The following is a 15877-nucleotide window of genomic DNA, read 5'->3' on the forward strand; positions in this document are numbered from 1 at the left end:
GCGGGCTACTCGCCGGTGACCAGCGCGGTGTCGATGGCCCGGGACCGGTCGGCGGAGGAGGACCGGGCGTGCACGCGGGTGGAGTCGAGTTTGGCGTGGCCCATCAGATCGGCGACGGTGACCACATCGACGCCGCTGCGCAGCAGTTGGGCGGCGAAGGTGTGCCGCAGCGTGTGCGGATGCACGCGAGCCTTGCCCGCGTGCGCGCCGGACTCGTGCACCAGCCCGGCCACCACGGCGATCTCCCGCACGATCGTGTTGACACTGCGCACGCTGAGCCGACCACCACGCCGGTTGAGCCACAGCGCCTCCGAGCTCCCGGAGCCTGGCCAGCTGGAGCGCTCCTGCAACCAGACATGAACGGCTTCGCGGGCAGCGCGATGCAGCTGCACCTCACGACGGGTGCCACGGTCCCGTCCCCTTCCGGCGCGCACGAGCACCGTGCCCCGCCGCGCCGAGACCGGCACATCGGCGACATCGAGCCGAGCGAGCTCCTCGGCCCGCAACCCGGCGTAGAGCAGCATCAGCACGATCGCACGGTCTCGCGTGGAGGCGTGCTGCTGCACCGCCTGCAGAAAACGACGCTGTTCGCCCTCGTCGAGTGCCGCAGGCGCGGTGGCCGGCCGGTTCTCCCGGCAAGCCACCGGACGCCCCAGACCGAGGTGGTGGGTGTAGAAATGGTCCAGAGCGGTCAGCACCGCATTGATCGTGTTCGGCTTCGCCCGGCGCACGGTCTTGAGATGAGCCCTGTAGTCACGCACCGCGGCATCCCGCGCGGGTGCCTCCCGCAGCGGGTCATCTCCTGCCTGCGGATCCCGTCCCGTTGCCAGCCAGTCGAGGAATCCGGCCACCCGGGAGGCATAGGCTCGCCGCGCATCGTCGGAGAGATTCGCCCGCGCCAACGCAGCCCGGTACTCGGCAAGGATCCGGTGTGAACGCGGCGACGAAGAGGAGCCGGGCCTTCCGGGCTCGGCAGGCTGCTCGGCGGCGGGCACAGTCACCCGGCCCTCCCTCACCTCGGACGTGGATTGCCGTCAGTGCGTCCGTGATCATACTCCAATATCGGAACCCATCTGCTATGATCACTTCCGATATTGGCGGATATCAGCATAATCGAACCGAGGTCATGGAGGCCTGCTGCATGCACGGAACCGATCCCGGGTGGGACAAACGGACGGAGCAGCAGAACCGTTCGTCCCGGGATGCGGAGGGTAAGCAGCGCAGATCCATGGCCGAGGTGGCGCGAAATCTCCCCAGGAACTCATCGGCGGCCGATCCGCCCGGCCGACGGGCCGACCGCGTGATCCGGCGCTCGCACCGATCGGGGACACGATGAGCTTGCAGCAGCTGTACGTGGCGCTGCTGGCAGGCGGCCTCGTCCTGCTGGCCAGCATCGTCTCCACCCGCATTGCCGTGCGGATCGGACTGCCCAGCCTGCTGGTGTTTCTGGCCGTCGGTGTCGTCCTCGGCGAGGACGGCCTGGGAGTGGACTTCGACAACGCCCAGCTTGCCCAGAACCTGGGCACGGCAGCCCTGGCGGTCATCCTGGTCGAAGGCGGATTGACCACCAAATGGTCCGACGTGCGCAAGCTGCTGGCTCCCGCCGGCGTCCTGGCCACCGTCGGAGTCGGAGTCAGCACGGTGCTCACCGCCGCGGGGGCGCACCTTCTGCTGGGGATGAACTGGCAGCTGGCGCTGCTGCTCGGCGCGATCGTGTCCTCCACCGACGCCGCTGCCGTGTTCTCCATCCTGCGAGTGCTGCCACTGCCCAAGCGGGTTGCCGGTCTGCTGGAGGCCGAGTCCGGCTTCAACGACGCCCCCACCGTGATCCTGGTGCTGCTGTTCAGCACCACTCCGCTCCAGCTGGACCCGTTGAGCATCGCCGGTAACCTGCTCTACCAGCTCGCGGCCGGCACGGCGATCGGACTCGCGGTCGGCTGGCTGGGCTCCAAACGGCTCCCCCACATCGCGCTTCCGGCCTCCGGCCTGTATCCCCTGGCCATCTTCGGGCTCGGTGTCGTGGCCTTCGCCGCCGCCGGCGCGGCCCAGGCCAGCGGGTTCATCGCCGCATACCTCGCCGGAATGGTGCTGGCCAACGCCGGACTGCCGCACCGCTCCGCCACGGAGTCCTTCGCCGAGGGATTGGGCTGGCTCGCCCAGATCGGCCTGTTCGTCCTGCTGGGCCTGCTGGTCACCCCCAGCGAACTGCATCACGAGCTGCTGCCCGCATTCGTCGTGGGACTCGTGCTGCTGCTGGTGGCCAGACCCGTCTCGGTTCTGGTTTCCGTCGCCGGCTTCAGGATGCCGTGGCGGGAACAGACCTTCCTGTCCTGGGCCGGTCTGCGGGGCGCGGTCCCGATCGTGCTGGCCACCTACCCCGTCGTACAGGGCGTTCCCGGCAGCGACCGGCTCGTGGACATCGTCTTCGTGCTGGTCATGATCTTCACCCTGGTGCAGGGACCGAGTCTGCGTCCGCTGGCTCGCAGGCTCGGGCTGATTCCCGCCGAAGCCGCCCGGGAGATCCAGGCGGAATCCGCCCCCCTGGACGTCCTCGACGCCGAACTGCTGACGATCACGGTGCCACCCGGTTCCCAGTTGCACCACGTGAGCATCGTCGAACTCCGGCTTCCCGAACCCAGCGTCATCACGCTGATCGTCCGCAAGGGGCAGGCATTCGTCCCCCAGCCCGACAGCTGGCTGGAAGCCGGTGATGAACTGCTCATCGTCACCACCGCCAGGCAGCGTGAAGCCGCCGAACGCCGGCTACGCGCAGTCAGCCGCCGCGGCAAACTCGCACACTGGTTCGGCGAGTACGGCGATCTCGATTGAGGGCCGTGTGACCGGATCGCTACTCCTCCTCGGGGTCTCCGAGCCGATGCGACCGGTGGAGCTGCTCCACGATCTGCGCGATCCGTTGAGCACTCTCGTACAGGCGAGCTTCCTGCATGGCTTGCCGCATCCGTTCGAAGGCCTGCTCCATTTCGGAGGTGAAGAGCTGATTCCTGGCGGTCGGCAGCACCCGCTGCAGCCGGTCGACAGCGATGTTCCGGTGCTCGGAATCGAGGACGGGCAGCACATCCGCCAACGTCATGATCGCATTGCTGCAGGTCTGGTGCTGTCCCGACGAGCCGCATGCCGCGATGACACTGGTCAGCGCATCCAGGATCTTGCCCAGGAGCCGATCGTTGTACACCACCGGCAGTGGCCCCCCGAACGATTCGGCCGAGAAGCTTTCCGACACCCGCAGCCTCACGAGCAGGCCGTGCAGTGTTGCCACCGCGACCTGCGCCCCCTGGGGATCCCCGGAGGCCGCTGCTGCCGACCACGCCATGCTGCCCAGATGGTCCACGGCGTAAGCGGTGTCGTGGCCGAGATCGCGCATGCGCCCCAGCAACACCGCATCGAGTACCGCATCGGCGAGCTGGTGCCGTTGCCCGGGGTCGGCACCGCGCACCTCGGCGATGACCGAACCCGGCACCAGATGGCTGCCCATGGCGATGCGGAACTCGATCTCCACCGGACCGTCCACCCGACGCAGGGCCCTGGCCAGCACACCATCGTCGATGTGCACCACGTAGCCGATCAGGTCGGCGGTGACCCGAGTGGCCGGCGCGTCCGGCAGGTGCGGTTCCCGGCGACACCGGGCCAGCAACGGCTGCTGAGCAGCCCGGGAACGCAGCGCGATGCCCTGAATCGTCCAGACCGCGGAACTCGGGCGCATCTGATCGACCGTGGTGTAGACGAACACCAACAGCAGCGTGAACGTGACCACGCCGAGCACGAGAGCCAGCGTGCTCGCCAGGACGGCCTCGTTGGGCGGCACCAGCGCGAGAGTCATCAGACAGTACACGGTCAGGCCGACGAAGGTGCCGAAAAAGAGCCGGTTGCTGCGTCGCCGCAGGAACTGGTCGAGTACCACGGGCGTGTAGCTCGACGATTCGTGCTGCACGGCCATGAGCAGCACGAAAAAGATGATCGAGATGATGGTGATCAGGCCTGGCGTGATGGTCGACAGCACCACGGTGCTGATTTCCGGGGGGACGACCATGGTCAACCCCTGGCATACGGCCTGCCCCCACATCCCCTTGTTGCGATCCAGGACGATCGCGACGATGGCGAGTGCGATCCACACTGCGAGGATCAGCAGCGGCAGGAACAGGAACTCCCGGAGCGCGTACTCCACCCGGTTGCGTTGCCGGGGGCGGTTCCGCTTCCGGGCCGTGTTGTTGCCGTCGGTGAACTCGTCCATGGCACTCCGATCCCGCGTGGCCGACCGTGGTGGCCACGCGCCGGATTCCCGTGGTCACGCCTCGTCCAACCTGCCACGAACGACCCGTGAGTTCTCCCGCGAAAAAGACTCGGCACCACGACCGGGAGGTCGTGCATGCCCCGGTCGGCGAGTCTTCGCTCAGCGCACGGTGATCAAGTGCTCTGCCTGCGGGACGAGTTCACCGACCACCGGAGCGCCCGGCACCTCGCCGGCCACCAGCAACCCACCGGAGGTCTGGGCATCGGCCAGCAGCAGGGACTCCTGCTCGGACACGGCCGACAGGTCGGTGTGCGGCCGGATCCAGTCCAGATTCCTCCGGGTCCCGCCGCTGACATAGCCATCGCGCAGCGCCTCCCGCGCGCCGTCGAGATAGGGCACGGCCGCCGAGTCCACGATCGCCGACACACCGCTGGCACGGACCATCTTGAACAGGTGCCCGAGCAGACCGAACCCGGTCACGTCGGTGGCACACGTGATCCCGGCTGCGACGGCGTCGGCGGCAGCGCCGGCGTTGAGCGTCGTCATCGTCGCGACGGCCTCGTCGAAGACCTCGCCGGTGGCCTTGTGCCTGCTGTTGAGCACACCGATGCCCAGCGGCTTGGTCAGCGACAGCGGCAGCCCCGCGCGCCCCGCGTCATTGCGCAGCAGCGACTCGGGCGCGCACGTCCCGGTGACCGCCATGCCGTACTTGGGCTCGGGGTCATCCACACTGTGCCCACCCGCGACGGGGCATCCCGCCTGCCTGCCGATGTCGGCGCCGCCACGCAGCACTTCCTTGGCCAGCTCGAACGGCAACACCTCGCGCGGCCAGGACAGCAGGTTCACCGCCACCACCGGCCGGGCGCCCATGGCGTACACGTCGGACAGCGCGTTCGCCGCCGCGATCCGGCCCCAGTCGTAGGCGTGATCGACCACGGGCGTGAAGAAGTCCGCTGTGGACACCACGGCCGTATCCGCCGAGATCCGCACAGCGGCGGCATCGTCTCCGTCGTCCAGGCCGACCAGCAGGTCCTCCGCCGCTGCCTGCTGCGACCCCGCGAGCCCGGCCACCACGGACTCCAGCTCGCCGGGCGGGATCTTGCACGCGCACCCACCACCGTGCGCGTACTGCGTCAGCCGATACGTCCGCTCCTGGGCAAGATCAAGGCTCGTCATCGCTTTGAGGCTAGGCCATGCCGACCGCGCCCGCACCCCTCGATAGGGTGGGCTGCGGAGGCGTATGGGTGCCTGGTGGCCCCCGCGGTCTTCAAAACCGACGTGGCCGAGTACCTCGGTCAGGCGGGTTCGATTCCCGTCCGCCTCCGCCACCCACTTCCCGTCCGGCCGGATGAACAGCGACGGTTCGCGCGGGTCAGCGGCCGCACCACCCGACTCCACTCGCCTCGCACGGCGCCGGGTCCCGTGCGAGCCTGGCACGGTGATTCGCACCAGGCGCCTGCCGAGACTGCCGCTCCGGCCGGAACGCAGGAAGGAACTGCTCCACGCGGGGATGCGCGGAGCGATCGCCGCGATGAGCATGAGCGGGATGCGCACGTTCACCGTGCACATGGGCCTGCTCGGGGAAACTCCCCCCGAGACGATCGTGGGCGAGCACGGGCCGCAAGCACTGCGCAGCCTCTCGGAGGATTCCCGAGAGGTGGTCGTGGAGTTGTTGCACTGGACGTACGGCGCGGGAGGTGGCGCGGTCTTCGGCTCCCTGCCCGACGCCGTCCGCCAGCGCCCGTGGGCAGGACCCGTGTACGGGATGGTGCTGTGGTTCGGCTTCCAAACGGTGCTGGCGCGCCTGCTGGATCTGCCGCAGGAAGGCGGCCGTTCCGTGCGGGAACGGATCGCTCTCGTCCTCGATCACGCCCTGTACGGGGCGATCCTGTCGGAGCTGCGTCGGCGGCCGCAGCAGTAGCCGTCTCCTTTTGTTCGTTCGGTACGTGGGTCAGCTTGTTGATCTGTGTGTTTTGCAGTTTTTTCATTCAATACTGAAATAATTATGAGTGCAATAATAGCTGTGCCGGTGTGCTCACGGCGCTGCCGGACGGCCACGGATCCGGACCACTCCCGGCTCCGCCTCGCACCCGTATAGTGATCGGTATGCACGATCATCGACGACGTGTACCGGGTACCGACCGGGTGCTGAAGGAACCACAGGTTGCCCTCGCCGCCGTGCGGCTCGGGCAACAGCGGGTGAAGCAGGCGATTCGCTCGGCCCAACAGCAGGCCCGCGACGGGGGAATCGAACCGGAGCACGTGGTCGAGACCGTGCTGGCCGAGCTCCCGAAGTCGGCCACGAGTCTGCGGTATGTTCTCAACGCGACCGGCGTGCTGCTGCACACCAATCTCGGACGCGCTCCCCTGTCACAAGCCGCCGTGCGGGCGCTGGTGACCGCGGCGGGCACCACCGATGTCGAACTCGACCTGAACAGCGGGCACCGGGGCTCCCGAGGTGCGGGTGCGATGGCCGCACTGCTCGAGGCCGTACCCCCGGCGCAGGCGGCACACGTGGTCAACAATGGCGCGGCCGCCCTCGCCCTGGCCGCCACCGCGCTCGCGCAGGGACGCGAGATCGTGGTGGCGCGTGGCGAGATGGTCGAGATCGGGGACGGTTTCCGGCTGCCGGACCTGCTGGTCTCCACCGGCGCACGCCTGCACGAGGTCGGCACCACCAACCGGGTGCATCTCGAGGACTATCGCGCGGCCCTCGGGCCGGACACCGGCTTCATCCTCAAGGTCCACCCCTCCAACTTCGTCATCAGCGGATTCACCTCCTCGGTCCCGGCCGCGGAACTGAGCGAACTCGGTGCCCCCCTCGTGGTCGACATCGGTTCGGGGCTGCTCGGGCCGCATCCGGTACTGACCGAAGAACCCGATGCCACCACCGCACTCGACCACGGCGCGGACCTGGTCACCGCCAGCGGTGACAAGCTTCTCGGGGGCCCTCAGGCCGGGCTGCTGCTCGGCAGCGAGGAGCTGGTGCACCGGCTCCGGCGCCACCCGCTGGCCCGCGCCCTGCGGGTCGACAAACTCACCCTGGCCGCGCTCGAAGCCACCGTGCGGGGCCCGGTCACACCGACGGAGCATTCGCTGCGGCAGGGACAGGCGGAGCTGCTCCGGCGTGCCGAGCGGATCACCGGGGTTCTCGCCGGAGCGGGCATCGCCGCCACGAGCCGGGCCACCTCGGCGGCCGTCGGCGGTGGTGGCGCCCCCGGTGTCGAGCTGCCCAGCGCGGCGGTCGTGCTTCCACAGCGCTTCGCCGCGCGGTTGCGTGGTGGCGATCCGCCCGTACTCGCGCGGGTGGAACGCGGCCACTGTGTTCTCGACCTGTATGCGCTCGCCGCCGACGACGAGTCCGACCTGATCCAAGCGATCCTCGCAGTGGAGGACTGATGCACGTCATCGCCACCGCAGGGCATGTCGACCACGGCAAGTCGACGCTGATCCGGTCGCTGACCGGGATGGAACCCGACCGGTGGTCGGAGGAACGCCGTCGCGGCATGACGATCGATCTCGGCTTCGCCTGGACCACGACCGCCGACGGCACCACGCTGGCCTTCGTCGACGTGCCCGGCCACGAGCGTTTCGTCCCGAACATGCTGGCCGGGATCGGATCGGTCCCCGCGGTGATGTTCGTCGTGGCCGCCGACGAGGGTTGGATGCCCCAGTCCAGCGAGCACCTGCAGGCCTTGCACGCCCTGGGGGTCCGGCACGGCATCCTGGTGGTGACCCGCAGTGATCTGGCCGATCCCGAACCGGCGGCCGAGCAGGCCAGGCACCACCTGCGTGACACGTCGCTGGCGCAACTGCCGGTGATCCGCGTCAGCGGCGCCACGGGCGACGGCGTCGCCGAGCTGCGATCCGCGCTGCACACCCTCGTGGACGGTCTTGCCCGGCCGGATCACCACGCAGATCCCCGGTTGTGGGTGGATCGGGCGTTCACCGTCCACGGCGCCGGAACCGTGGTGACCGGCACCCTGGCCGCAGGCACACTGCGGACCGGGCAACAGCTGCTCCTGCATCCCCACGGCCACGAGGTCACCGTGCGCGGGATGCAGTGCCTCGGCACCGAGGCCTCCTCCGCCGGGGCGGTCGCGCGGGTCGCGCTCAACCTGCGTGGCACCCGGCTCGAGAACGTGCGCCGGGGCGACGTTCTGCTCGCCCCGGGCCGGTGGCTGAGTACCGACGTGGTCGACGTGCGGCTGCGCGGCACCGAGTCCCGCGAACTGCCCCGCCAGTTGATGCTGCACATGGGTTCGGCGGCCGTGTCCGCGCGGGTGCGCCCGCTCGGGCCCGACACGGCACGACTGTCACTGCGTACCCCGCTTCCTCTCCGGATCGGCGACCGGGCTCTGCTGCGCGATCCGGGCAGTCACCGGGTCCCCGCCGGGGTGACCATGCTCGATGTGCAACCTCCTCCTCTTCAGCGGCGTGGGGCGGCCGGCCACCGTGCCCGCGAACTGGAGGAGATCGGCGACCGGGCGGACGGTGCGGCCGAGCTCCGCCGCCGCCGCGTCGTCCGTACCGACGACCTGATCGCGATGGGAGCCACACCACCGTCCGGGGCCCCGCAGGGCGGCGGGTGGCTTCTCGATCCGGCGCACCGCGACACCCTGGCCGCGCGGCTGATCGACCTGCTGTCCGAGTATCGCCGGAAGTATCCGCTGGAGGACGGGATGCCCGTCGAAGCGGTCCGTCGCGCTCTGGAGCTTCCCGATTCCGCGCTGCTGCCCTCCGTGCTCCGGGCGATCACCTCGGCCGACGTGACGACCAGGGACGGCCGCGTGTGCCGGGGACCCGCCCCGCTTCCCGAAGCCGTTCGCAATGCGCTGTCGACTCTGCACAGCACCCTGACCGACAAGCCTTTCGTCGCTCCCACCGCCGAAGAGCTCGACGAGCTCGGTCTGGGTTCCAAGGAGATCGCCGCCGCCGTCCGGGCCGGTGAACTCCTCAAACTCGACCAGGGCATCGTGCTGCTCCCCGATGCCCTGGAGCAGGCCGTGCAGCGACTGTCGCAGCTTCCCGCGCCCTTCACGGCCAGCCAGGCCAAGAAGGCGCTGGCCACCACACGCCGGGTCGCCATTCCGCTGCTGGAAACGCTGGCCCACCGGCGCTACACCGAGCGGCTCGCCGACGGCTCGCACCGGCTGCGGTGAACACCGCAGCGCCCTTCTCGCCGGAAACCGCCGGAGGCCGCCACGGTTTGACATCGAGCCCCGTGGGCACCCCGGAAGTGGACCGCCCCGGCTGAATGCGGTCCGCAGTGTGCTCATCCTGCCCGCACGGGACGAGCGCGGGGACGGTGGCGGCCGAAGCGGAGCCGGGCACTCCGGAGGAGGCATGTCATGGCACACAAGGTCTGGACGGGATCGATCAGCTTCGGCCTGGTGTCGATCCCCGTCGGTCTGTACAGCGCCACCGAGAGCCACACCATTCATTTCAACCAGTACCAGCGCGGCACCTCCGACCGGGTGCGCTACCGCAGGTTCAACGAGCGCACCGGCGCCGAACTCGACTACGACGACATCGTCAAGGGCCGCGAGGTCGGCGGCAACCTGGTGACGGTGGAGCAGGACGAACTCGATGCCATCGCACCGGGTCGCTCCCATACGATCGAGATCGTCACCTTCGTCGACCTGGCCGAGATCGATCCGGTGTACTTCCAGAAGACCTACTGGCTCGCGCCCACCGACGAGCAGCACGACCGCCCGTACCACCTGCTGCGGCGGGCTCTGGATCGGACGGATCGGGTGGGGATCGCCCGCTTCGTGCTGCGTGGCAAGGAGTACCTCACCGCTATCCGGGCCGAGGACACCGCCCTGGCCCTGGACACGCTGTTCTTCTCCGACGAGGTGCGCGATCCCGCCGAGGTCGTGGATCCGCGCTCGGCTCGCCAGTCGCTGTCGGGACAGGAGTTGCGGATGGCCACCGATCTCATCGAGTCCATGAGCGGTGATTGGCAACCGCGCGACTACGCCGACACCTACACCGCCCGCGTCGAGAAACTCCTCGAGGACAAAAGCCGGGGACGCACGCCGGAACCGGAGGCGACCCCACCCGAGCCCACCGACATCGTCGACCTCGCCGATGCCCTGCGTCGCAGTACCGATCAGGCACGCCACGGTGAGACAACCGGCGATCGGGAAACCTCCGACACAGCGGCGGAAGCCGAGGCCGAGACCCGCACTCCGCGGCAGCGGAGTGCGAGCACACCGCAAGACCCCTCCCAGCTGTCCAAGAGCGAGCTGGCCAGGCGCGCACGCGAACTGCAGATCAAGGGGCGCTCCAAGCTGAGTCGCAAGGACCTGGAAAAAGCGATCCTCGAGTCGGCCGGGACACGCTCGGGCCGCGGCCGCCGTTCCCGGAAGGCCTCGTGAGACCACCGCGCTGCCGCGACCGGTGAGGGCGGCGTCGTGCTCCCTGCCGAGCGAGCACGACGCGGGAAAAGACCTGTGGCCTGCACTCATGTTTGGCCGAACGAGCCTGCAGGGAATTCCGGAACCGGAGCTTGCGAACGAAAGAGGTAATGATGACCAGCTTCTTCGGCCCTGGCGGATACGGTTCAAGTCCCTTCGACGACTTCCTCGCCCGCTTCCTCGGGGGCCAAGGAGGCTCCCCTCGCCCCCAGCGTGTCGACATCACCCGGCTCATGAGCCAGCAGGCGCAGGAGCTCGTGGCCGCAGCCGCGCGGTTCACGGCCGAACGCGGTGGCCGCGATCTCGACGCGCATCACCTGCTCTGGGCCGCGACGCAGACCGAGACCACGCGCGGGATGCTGGAGCGGGCCGGGGCCAATCCGGCTTCGATCGCCGAGGAGATCGAGCAGCGGATCCCTCGGGCGGAGGCCACCGAGCAGCCGCCTGCGTTGACGCCCGCAGCCAAGCGGGCGCTGCTGGATTCCCACCAGATCGCCCGGGCGGTCGGCTCGTCCTACATCGGCCCGGACCACCTGCTGCTGGCACTGGCGGCCAACCAGGAGTCCACGGCAGGGCGGCTGCTGGCGGCGGCCCATGTCACCGTGGAGTCGCTGCAGTCCAGCGCGGCCGGGGGGCGTGCCCAGCAGCACTCCGCGACCGAGGCACAGCAGGCCAGCTCCACGCCGACGCTGGATCAATACGGGCAGGACCTCACCGCCCGCGCCCGTGAGGGCGGGCTCGATCCGGTCATCGGGCGGAGCGACGAGATCGAGCAGACCGTCGAGGTGCTGGCCCGGCGCACGAAGAACAATCCCGTGCTCACCGGTGAGGCGGGTGTCGGCAAGACCGCCGTGGTCGAGGGCATCGCCCAGCGCATCGTCGACGGCGAGGTGCCCGACGTGCTCTCGGGCAAGCGTGTCGTGCAACTGGACCTGTCCGGCGTCGTCGCGGGCACCCGCTACCGGGGTGACTTCGAGGAGCGGATGAACAAGCTTCTCGACGAGATCAGCCAGCACAGCGACGAGCTGATCATCTTCATCGACGAGTTGCACACCGTTGTCGGCGCCGGTGGGTCCGAGGGAGCCGTCGACGCAGGCAACATGCTCAAGCCGAAGCTGGCCCGGGGCGATCTGCACATCGTGGGCGCCACGACGCTGGACGAGTACCGCAAGAACATCGAGAAGGACGCCGCGCTGGAGCGTCGCTTCCAGCCGATCGACGTCCCCGAACCCAGTGTCGACGACACGGTGCAGATCCTGTGCGGGCTGCGGGACCGCTACGAGGCGCACCACCAGATACGGTTCAGCGACGAGGCCGTCAGCGCCGCAGCGGACCTGTCGCACCGCTACGTCACCGACCGGTACCTGCCGGACAAGGCCATCGACCTGCTCGACCAGGCCGGTGCCCGCAAGCGGCTGCGCACCAAGACCCCGACCACCGACGTGCGCGATCTCGAGCAGCAGGCCGACCAACTCCGGAGGGACAAGGATCAGGCCGTGTCCGACGAGGAGTACGAGCGCGCCTCGGAACTGCGGGACCGGATCTCCGAGATGCAACGCAGCATTCAGGAGCAGCGGCAGGGCTCCGACGGGATTCCGGTGGTCGAGGCCACCGATATCGCCGAGGTCGTCTCGCGGGCGACGGGGATCCCCGTCACCCAACTGACCGAGGAGGAAAAGGGCCGGCTGATGCGCCTGGAGGAGCACCTGCACCAGCGCGTGGTCGGCCAGGACGAGGCGGTCCACGCCATCGCCCGGGCGGTGCGGCGCTCCCGTACCGGTATGGGCGACCCGAACCGCCCCACCGGCACGTTCCTGTTCCTCGGCCCGACCGGCGTCGGCAAGACCGAACTGGCCCGTGCGCTGGCGGAGTCGCTGTTCGGCGATGACGAGCGCATGGTCCGGCTGGACATGAGCGAGTTCCAGGAGAGTCACACGGCCAGCCGGATGGTCGGTGCCCCTCCCGGCTACGTGGGCTACGAGGAATCCGGGCAGCTCACCGAAGAGGTGCGGCGCCGGCCCTACTCGGTGGTGCTGCTCGACGAGATCGAGAAGGCGCACACCGACGTGTTCAACATCCTGCTGCAGGTCATGGAGGACGGTCGCCTCACCGATGGCCAGGGTCGCACGGTGGACTTCAAAAACACCGTGCTGATCATGACCAGCAATCTCGGCTCGGACATCATCTCGAACCGGTCCGGTGTGATCGGGTTCAGCACCAGGGACGAGGATCAGGCCGAGGAGCCCGCCCGGGACCGGCTGATGGCGCGGCTGCGGGAGTCGTTCCGGCCGGAGTTCCTCAACCGCATCGACGAGGTCGTCATGTTCCGCAAGCTGGAGGGCGAGCAGCTGCGGCGGATCACCGAGCTGATGCTCGACGAGACGAAGCAGCGGTTGCAGTCCCAGGACATCGACATCGAGTTCGACCGGCCCGCGGTGGACTGGCTGACCGAGCACGGCCATCAGCCCGAGTTCGGGGCTCGCCCGCTACGGCGCACCATCCAGCGCGAGATCGACGACGCGCTGTCGGATCTGCTGCTGGAAGGAAAGCTGGAGCACGGCCAGCGCGTGGAGGTCGACGCAGCCGACGGGCAACTGCGGTTCTCGGTGCAGCAGCCGGAGCCGGCCTCGTCCTGATCCGGGCTCGTACCGGCCTCGGGCTCATGCCCTTTCGGCCACCGAGGTCGGAGCACCGTCACACAATCCCCATCGCGACAGACGACTCCGGAGTGTGCGATCGCGGCACACTCCGGATTCGTTTTTCCGTGCGGGGCGCGCCGAGGGGCACCCCACCACCCTGGCCGCCTCTGGCGCGGCAGGCACCGGTGGTTCACCGCGGCCTCGATGTGTCGTGCACCCATATATCACCACTGGAGTGTGTGATCAGAACACATAGGTCCGTGGCTGTGAGGTAGTTAACGTGCTCCGGTATGACGGATGCCTCCACACCGGGTGCCTCCCCGCCGCCCGGCGCTGCTGCTGATGCCGACCTGACCACGGCGACGGCCCTGGTCACCGGGGCGGGCAGCGGAATCGGCAGAGCCTGCGCACAGGTACTGGCAGCCGCAGGCGCGCACGTCCACCTCCTCGACCGCGAGGCCGAGGCGGTGCGGGACACCGCGCGCGAGACCGGGGGGACGGCGCATGTGGTCGATCTGGCCGAAGCCGGCGCCGTGGCGGCGCTGCCCGCCGAGGTCGACATTCTCGTCAACAACGCCGGGATCCAGCACGTGGCACCGATCCACGAATTCCCCCCGGAGACCTTCACCCTGATCCAGCAGGTGATGGTGACCGCCCCGTTCCTGCTGATGCGGCACTGCCTGCCGCACATGTACGCCCGGGGCTGGGGGCGGTTGATCAACATCTCCAGCGTGCACGGCCTCCGCGCCAGCCCCGACAAGTCCGCCTACGTGGCGGCCAAGCACGCACTCGAGGGGATGAGCAAGGTCGCCGCCCTGGAAGGGGCTGCCCGCGGTGTCACCAGCAACTGCGTGGACCCGGGCTATGTCCGGACCCCGCTGGTACAGGACCAGATCGAGGCTCAGGCCCGTTCCCGGGGCATCGCCCCCGAGGAGGTCACCGACCAGGTGTTTCTGCACCGGACCGCGATCAAACGCCTCATCGAGCCCGAAGAGGTGGCCGCACTCGTGGGGTGGCTGTGCAGCTCGCGGGCCGGCTACATCACCGGTGCGTCCATTCCCATCGACGGGGCCTGGACCGCCCACTAGCCGCGAACGGAGGCATCCCCACCCGACCACCACCCGTTTTCCCACCCACTCAACCACCTACGCAGGAAGCGGTAACGCCATGTCCGCAGCATCACCAGCACACGCAGACCCACCTCGCCGCTCGATCTTCAAGATCGTCGGCGCCAGCATGATCGGCACAACCATCGAGTGGTACGACTTCTTCCTCTACGGGTCGGCCGCGGCGCTGGTCTTCAACGTCCTGTTCTTTCCCACGGAAGATCCGCTGATCGGGACGTTGTTGGCCTTTTCCAGCTTTGCGATCGGCTTCGTGTTCCGCCCGCTCGGCGGGCTGGTCTTCGGGCACTTCGGCGACAAGATCGGCCGCAAGAAACTGCTCGTCATCAGCCTGTTGATGATGGGAGGGGCCACCTTCGCGGTCGGGTTGATGCCCACCTACGCCACCATCGGCATCGCAGCACCGATCCTGCTGACCCTGCTGCGGGTGATCCAGGGCTTCGCGCTCGGCGGTGAATGGGGCGGTGCCGTGCTCATCGTCTCCGAGCACGGCGACAGCGAGCGCCGCGGATTCTGGGCCTCCTGGCCCCAGGCCGGTGTGCCCACCGGCAACCTGCTGGCCACGGCCGTCCTCGCGATCCTGGCTGCGGTGCAGTCCGACGAGGCGTTCCTGGCCTGGGGCTGGCGGATTCCGTTCCTGCTGTCCGGGCTGCTGGTGCTGGTCGGGCTGTGGATCCGGTTGTCGGTCAGCGAGTCGCCGGTGTTCACCGCTGCCGCCGAACGCGCCAAGGACAAGGCCGAGCCGGAACAGATGCCGATCGTGCGGGTGCTGCGCTACCAGTGGCGTGAGGTCCTGATCGCCTCGGGAGCCCGGTTCGCGGAAAACGTGTGCTACTACGTCATCACCGCGTTCATCCTCACCTACATCACCAACGCCCTGGGTCTGCCGAGGGGGATGGCCCTCAACGCGGTGCTCATCGCCTCGGCGGTGCACTTCGTGACCATTCCGATGTGGGGCGCGCTGTCGGACCGGATCGGGCGCAAACCCGTCTACCTGGTCGGCGCACTCGGCATCGGCGTGTGGGTCTTCGCGTTCTTCGGCCTGCTGAACACGGAATCGTTCGCGCTCATGACGCTGGCGGTCACCGTGGGGCTGATCCTGCACGGGGCCATGTACGGCCCGCAAGCGGCGTTCATGTCGGAGCTGTTCGGCACGCGCGTGCGGTACTCGGGCGCCTCGATCGGCTACCAGCTCGCCTCGGTCGTGGCCGGGGGCCTGGCACCCACGATCGCCACGGCGCTGCTGGCCGTATCCGGCAGCTGGGTCCCGATCGCGGTGTACGTGGCAGCCGGTGCGCTGCTGACCTCGGTGGCCATCCTCTTCGCCACCGAGACCCGGGGCAGTTCGCTCGACGACGCCGACACCGACGACACCCCGGGCGTACCGGCCGCCCGGTGACCACGGCCGCGGGCAATCCCGGCACATCCCGATGCCGGGATTGC

11 protein-coding genes and 1 tRNA gene are annotated in these 15877 nt (G+C 68.9%); 9 read left to right on the forward strand and 3 right to left on the reverse strand.

Annotated features, from left to right (window positions below; translation table 11 throughout):
* Positions 1-5 precede the first annotated feature (5 nt).
* Complete coding sequence (locus DFQ14_RS05560) at positions 6-1001, reverse strand: tyrosine-type recombinase/integrase (RefSeq protein ID WP_158546662.1); 996 nt, start codon at positions 999-1001, stop codon at positions 6-8.
* Positions 1002-1332: 331 nt separating this feature from the next.
* Between DFQ14_RS05560 and DFQ14_RS05570 the strand changes: the two genes are divergently transcribed.
* Complete coding sequence (locus DFQ14_RS05570) at positions 1333-2829, forward strand: potassium/proton antiporter (RefSeq protein WP_114451949.1); 1497 nt, start codon at positions 1333-1335, stop codon at positions 2827-2829.
* A gap of 19 nt (positions 2830-2848) precedes the next feature.
* Here DFQ14_RS05570 and DFQ14_RS05575 read toward each other — a convergent pair whose 3' ends face one another.
* Positions 2849-4249: a DUF2254 family protein gene (locus tag DFQ14_RS05575; RefSeq protein ID WP_114451950.1), complete on the reverse strand. Its 1401-nt coding sequence runs from the start codon at positions 4247-4249 to the stop codon at positions 2849-2851.
* Between the two features lie 159 nt (positions 4250-4408).
* Complete coding sequence (gene selD / locus DFQ14_RS05580; RefSeq protein ID WP_114451951.1) at positions 4409-5425, reverse strand: selenide, water dikinase SelD; 1017 nt, start codon at positions 5423-5425, stop codon at positions 4409-4411.
* 56 nt (positions 5426-5481) lie between these two features.
* Between selD and DFQ14_RS05585 the strand changes: the two genes are divergently transcribed.
* From DFQ14_RS05585 to DFQ14_RS05620, 8 genes are all read left to right on the forward strand, one after another.
* A tRNA-Sec gene (locus tag DFQ14_RS05585) sits at positions 5482-5577 on the forward strand.
* Between the two features lie 110 nt (positions 5578-5687).
* Entirely contained in the window at positions 5688-6170 is a 483-nt protein-coding gene (locus tag DFQ14_RS05590) for a hypothetical protein (RefSeq protein ID WP_141921296.1), read from the forward strand.
* Between the two features lie 185 nt (positions 6171-6355).
* Entirely contained in the window at positions 6356-7648 is a 1293-nt protein-coding gene (gene selA, locus DFQ14_RS05595; protein WP_114451953.1) for an L-seryl-tRNA(Sec) selenium transferase, read from the forward strand.
* Positions 7648-9411, forward strand: coding sequence for a selenocysteine-specific translation elongation factor (gene selB / locus DFQ14_RS05600; RefSeq protein WP_114451954.1), 1764 nt, complete (start codon positions 7648-7650; stop codon positions 9409-9411). The genes selA and selB overlap by 1 nt, the downstream gene beginning before the upstream one ends.
* Before the next feature lie 189 nt (positions 9412-9600).
* Positions 9601-10632, forward strand: a complete 1032-nt coding sequence (ku, locus tag DFQ14_RS05605; protein ID WP_114451955.1) for a non-homologous end joining protein Ku — start codon at positions 9601-9603, stop codon at positions 10630-10632.
* A gap of 152 nt (positions 10633-10784) precedes the next feature.
* Complete coding sequence (locus tag DFQ14_RS05610) at positions 10785-13307, forward strand: ATP-dependent Clp protease ATP-binding subunit (RefSeq protein WP_114452156.1); 2523 nt, start codon at positions 10785-10787, stop codon at positions 13305-13307.
* A 293-nt stretch (positions 13308-13600) separates the two neighbouring features.
* Positions 13601-14398, forward strand: coding sequence for a 3-hydroxybutyrate dehydrogenase (locus DFQ14_RS05615; protein WP_114451956.1), 798 nt, complete (start codon positions 13601-13603; stop codon positions 14396-14398).
* Between the two features lie 79 nt (positions 14399-14477).
* Entirely contained in the window at positions 14478-15833 is a 1356-nt protein-coding gene (locus DFQ14_RS05620) for an MFS transporter (protein WP_114451957.1), read from the forward strand.
* The last annotated feature ends 44 nt before the right edge of the window (positions 15834-15877 follow it).

The sequence above is a fragment of the Halopolyspora algeriensis genome (assembly GCF_003337235.1).
Lineage (GTDB): Bacteria > Actinomycetota > Actinomycetes > Mycobacteriales > Pseudonocardiaceae > Haloactinomyces > Haloactinomyces algeriensis.

What these genes read in the sequence shown, in the direction of transcription:
- DFQ14_RS05570 (WP_114451949.1), top strand. Translation starts at nt 1,333, where the DNA reads ATGAGCTTGCAGCAGCTGTACGTGGCGCTGCTGGCAGGCGGCCTCGTC.
- DFQ14_RS05575 (WP_114451950.1), bottom strand. Translation starts at nt 4,249, where the DNA reads ATGGACGAGTTCACCGACGGCAACAACACGGCCCGGAAGCGGAACCGC.
- selD (WP_114451951.1), bottom strand. Translation starts at nt 5,425, where the DNA reads ATGACGAGCCTTGATCTTGCCCAGGAGCGGACGTATCGGCTGACGCAG.
- selA (WP_114451953.1), top strand. Translation starts at nt 6,356, where the DNA reads ATGCACGATCATCGACGACGTGTACCGGGTACCGACCGGGTGCTGAAG.
- selB (WP_114451954.1), top strand. Translation starts at nt 7,648, where the DNA reads ATGCACGTCATCGCCACCGCAGGGCATGTCGACCACGGCAAGTCGACG.
- ku (WP_114451955.1), top strand. Translation starts at nt 9,601, where the DNA reads ATGGCACACAAGGTCTGGACGGGATCGATCAGCTTCGGCCTGGTGTCG.
- DFQ14_RS05610 (WP_114452156.1), top strand. Translation starts at nt 10,785, where the DNA reads ATGACCAGCTTCTTCGGCCCTGGCGGATACGGTTCAAGTCCCTTCGAC.
- DFQ14_RS05615 (WP_114451956.1), top strand. Translation starts at nt 13,601, where the DNA reads ATGACGGATGCCTCCACACCGGGTGCCTCCCCGCCGCCCGGCGCTGCT.
- DFQ14_RS05620 (WP_114451957.1), top strand. Translation starts at nt 14,478, where the DNA reads ATGTCCGCAGCATCACCAGCACACGCAGACCCACCTCGCCGCTCGATC.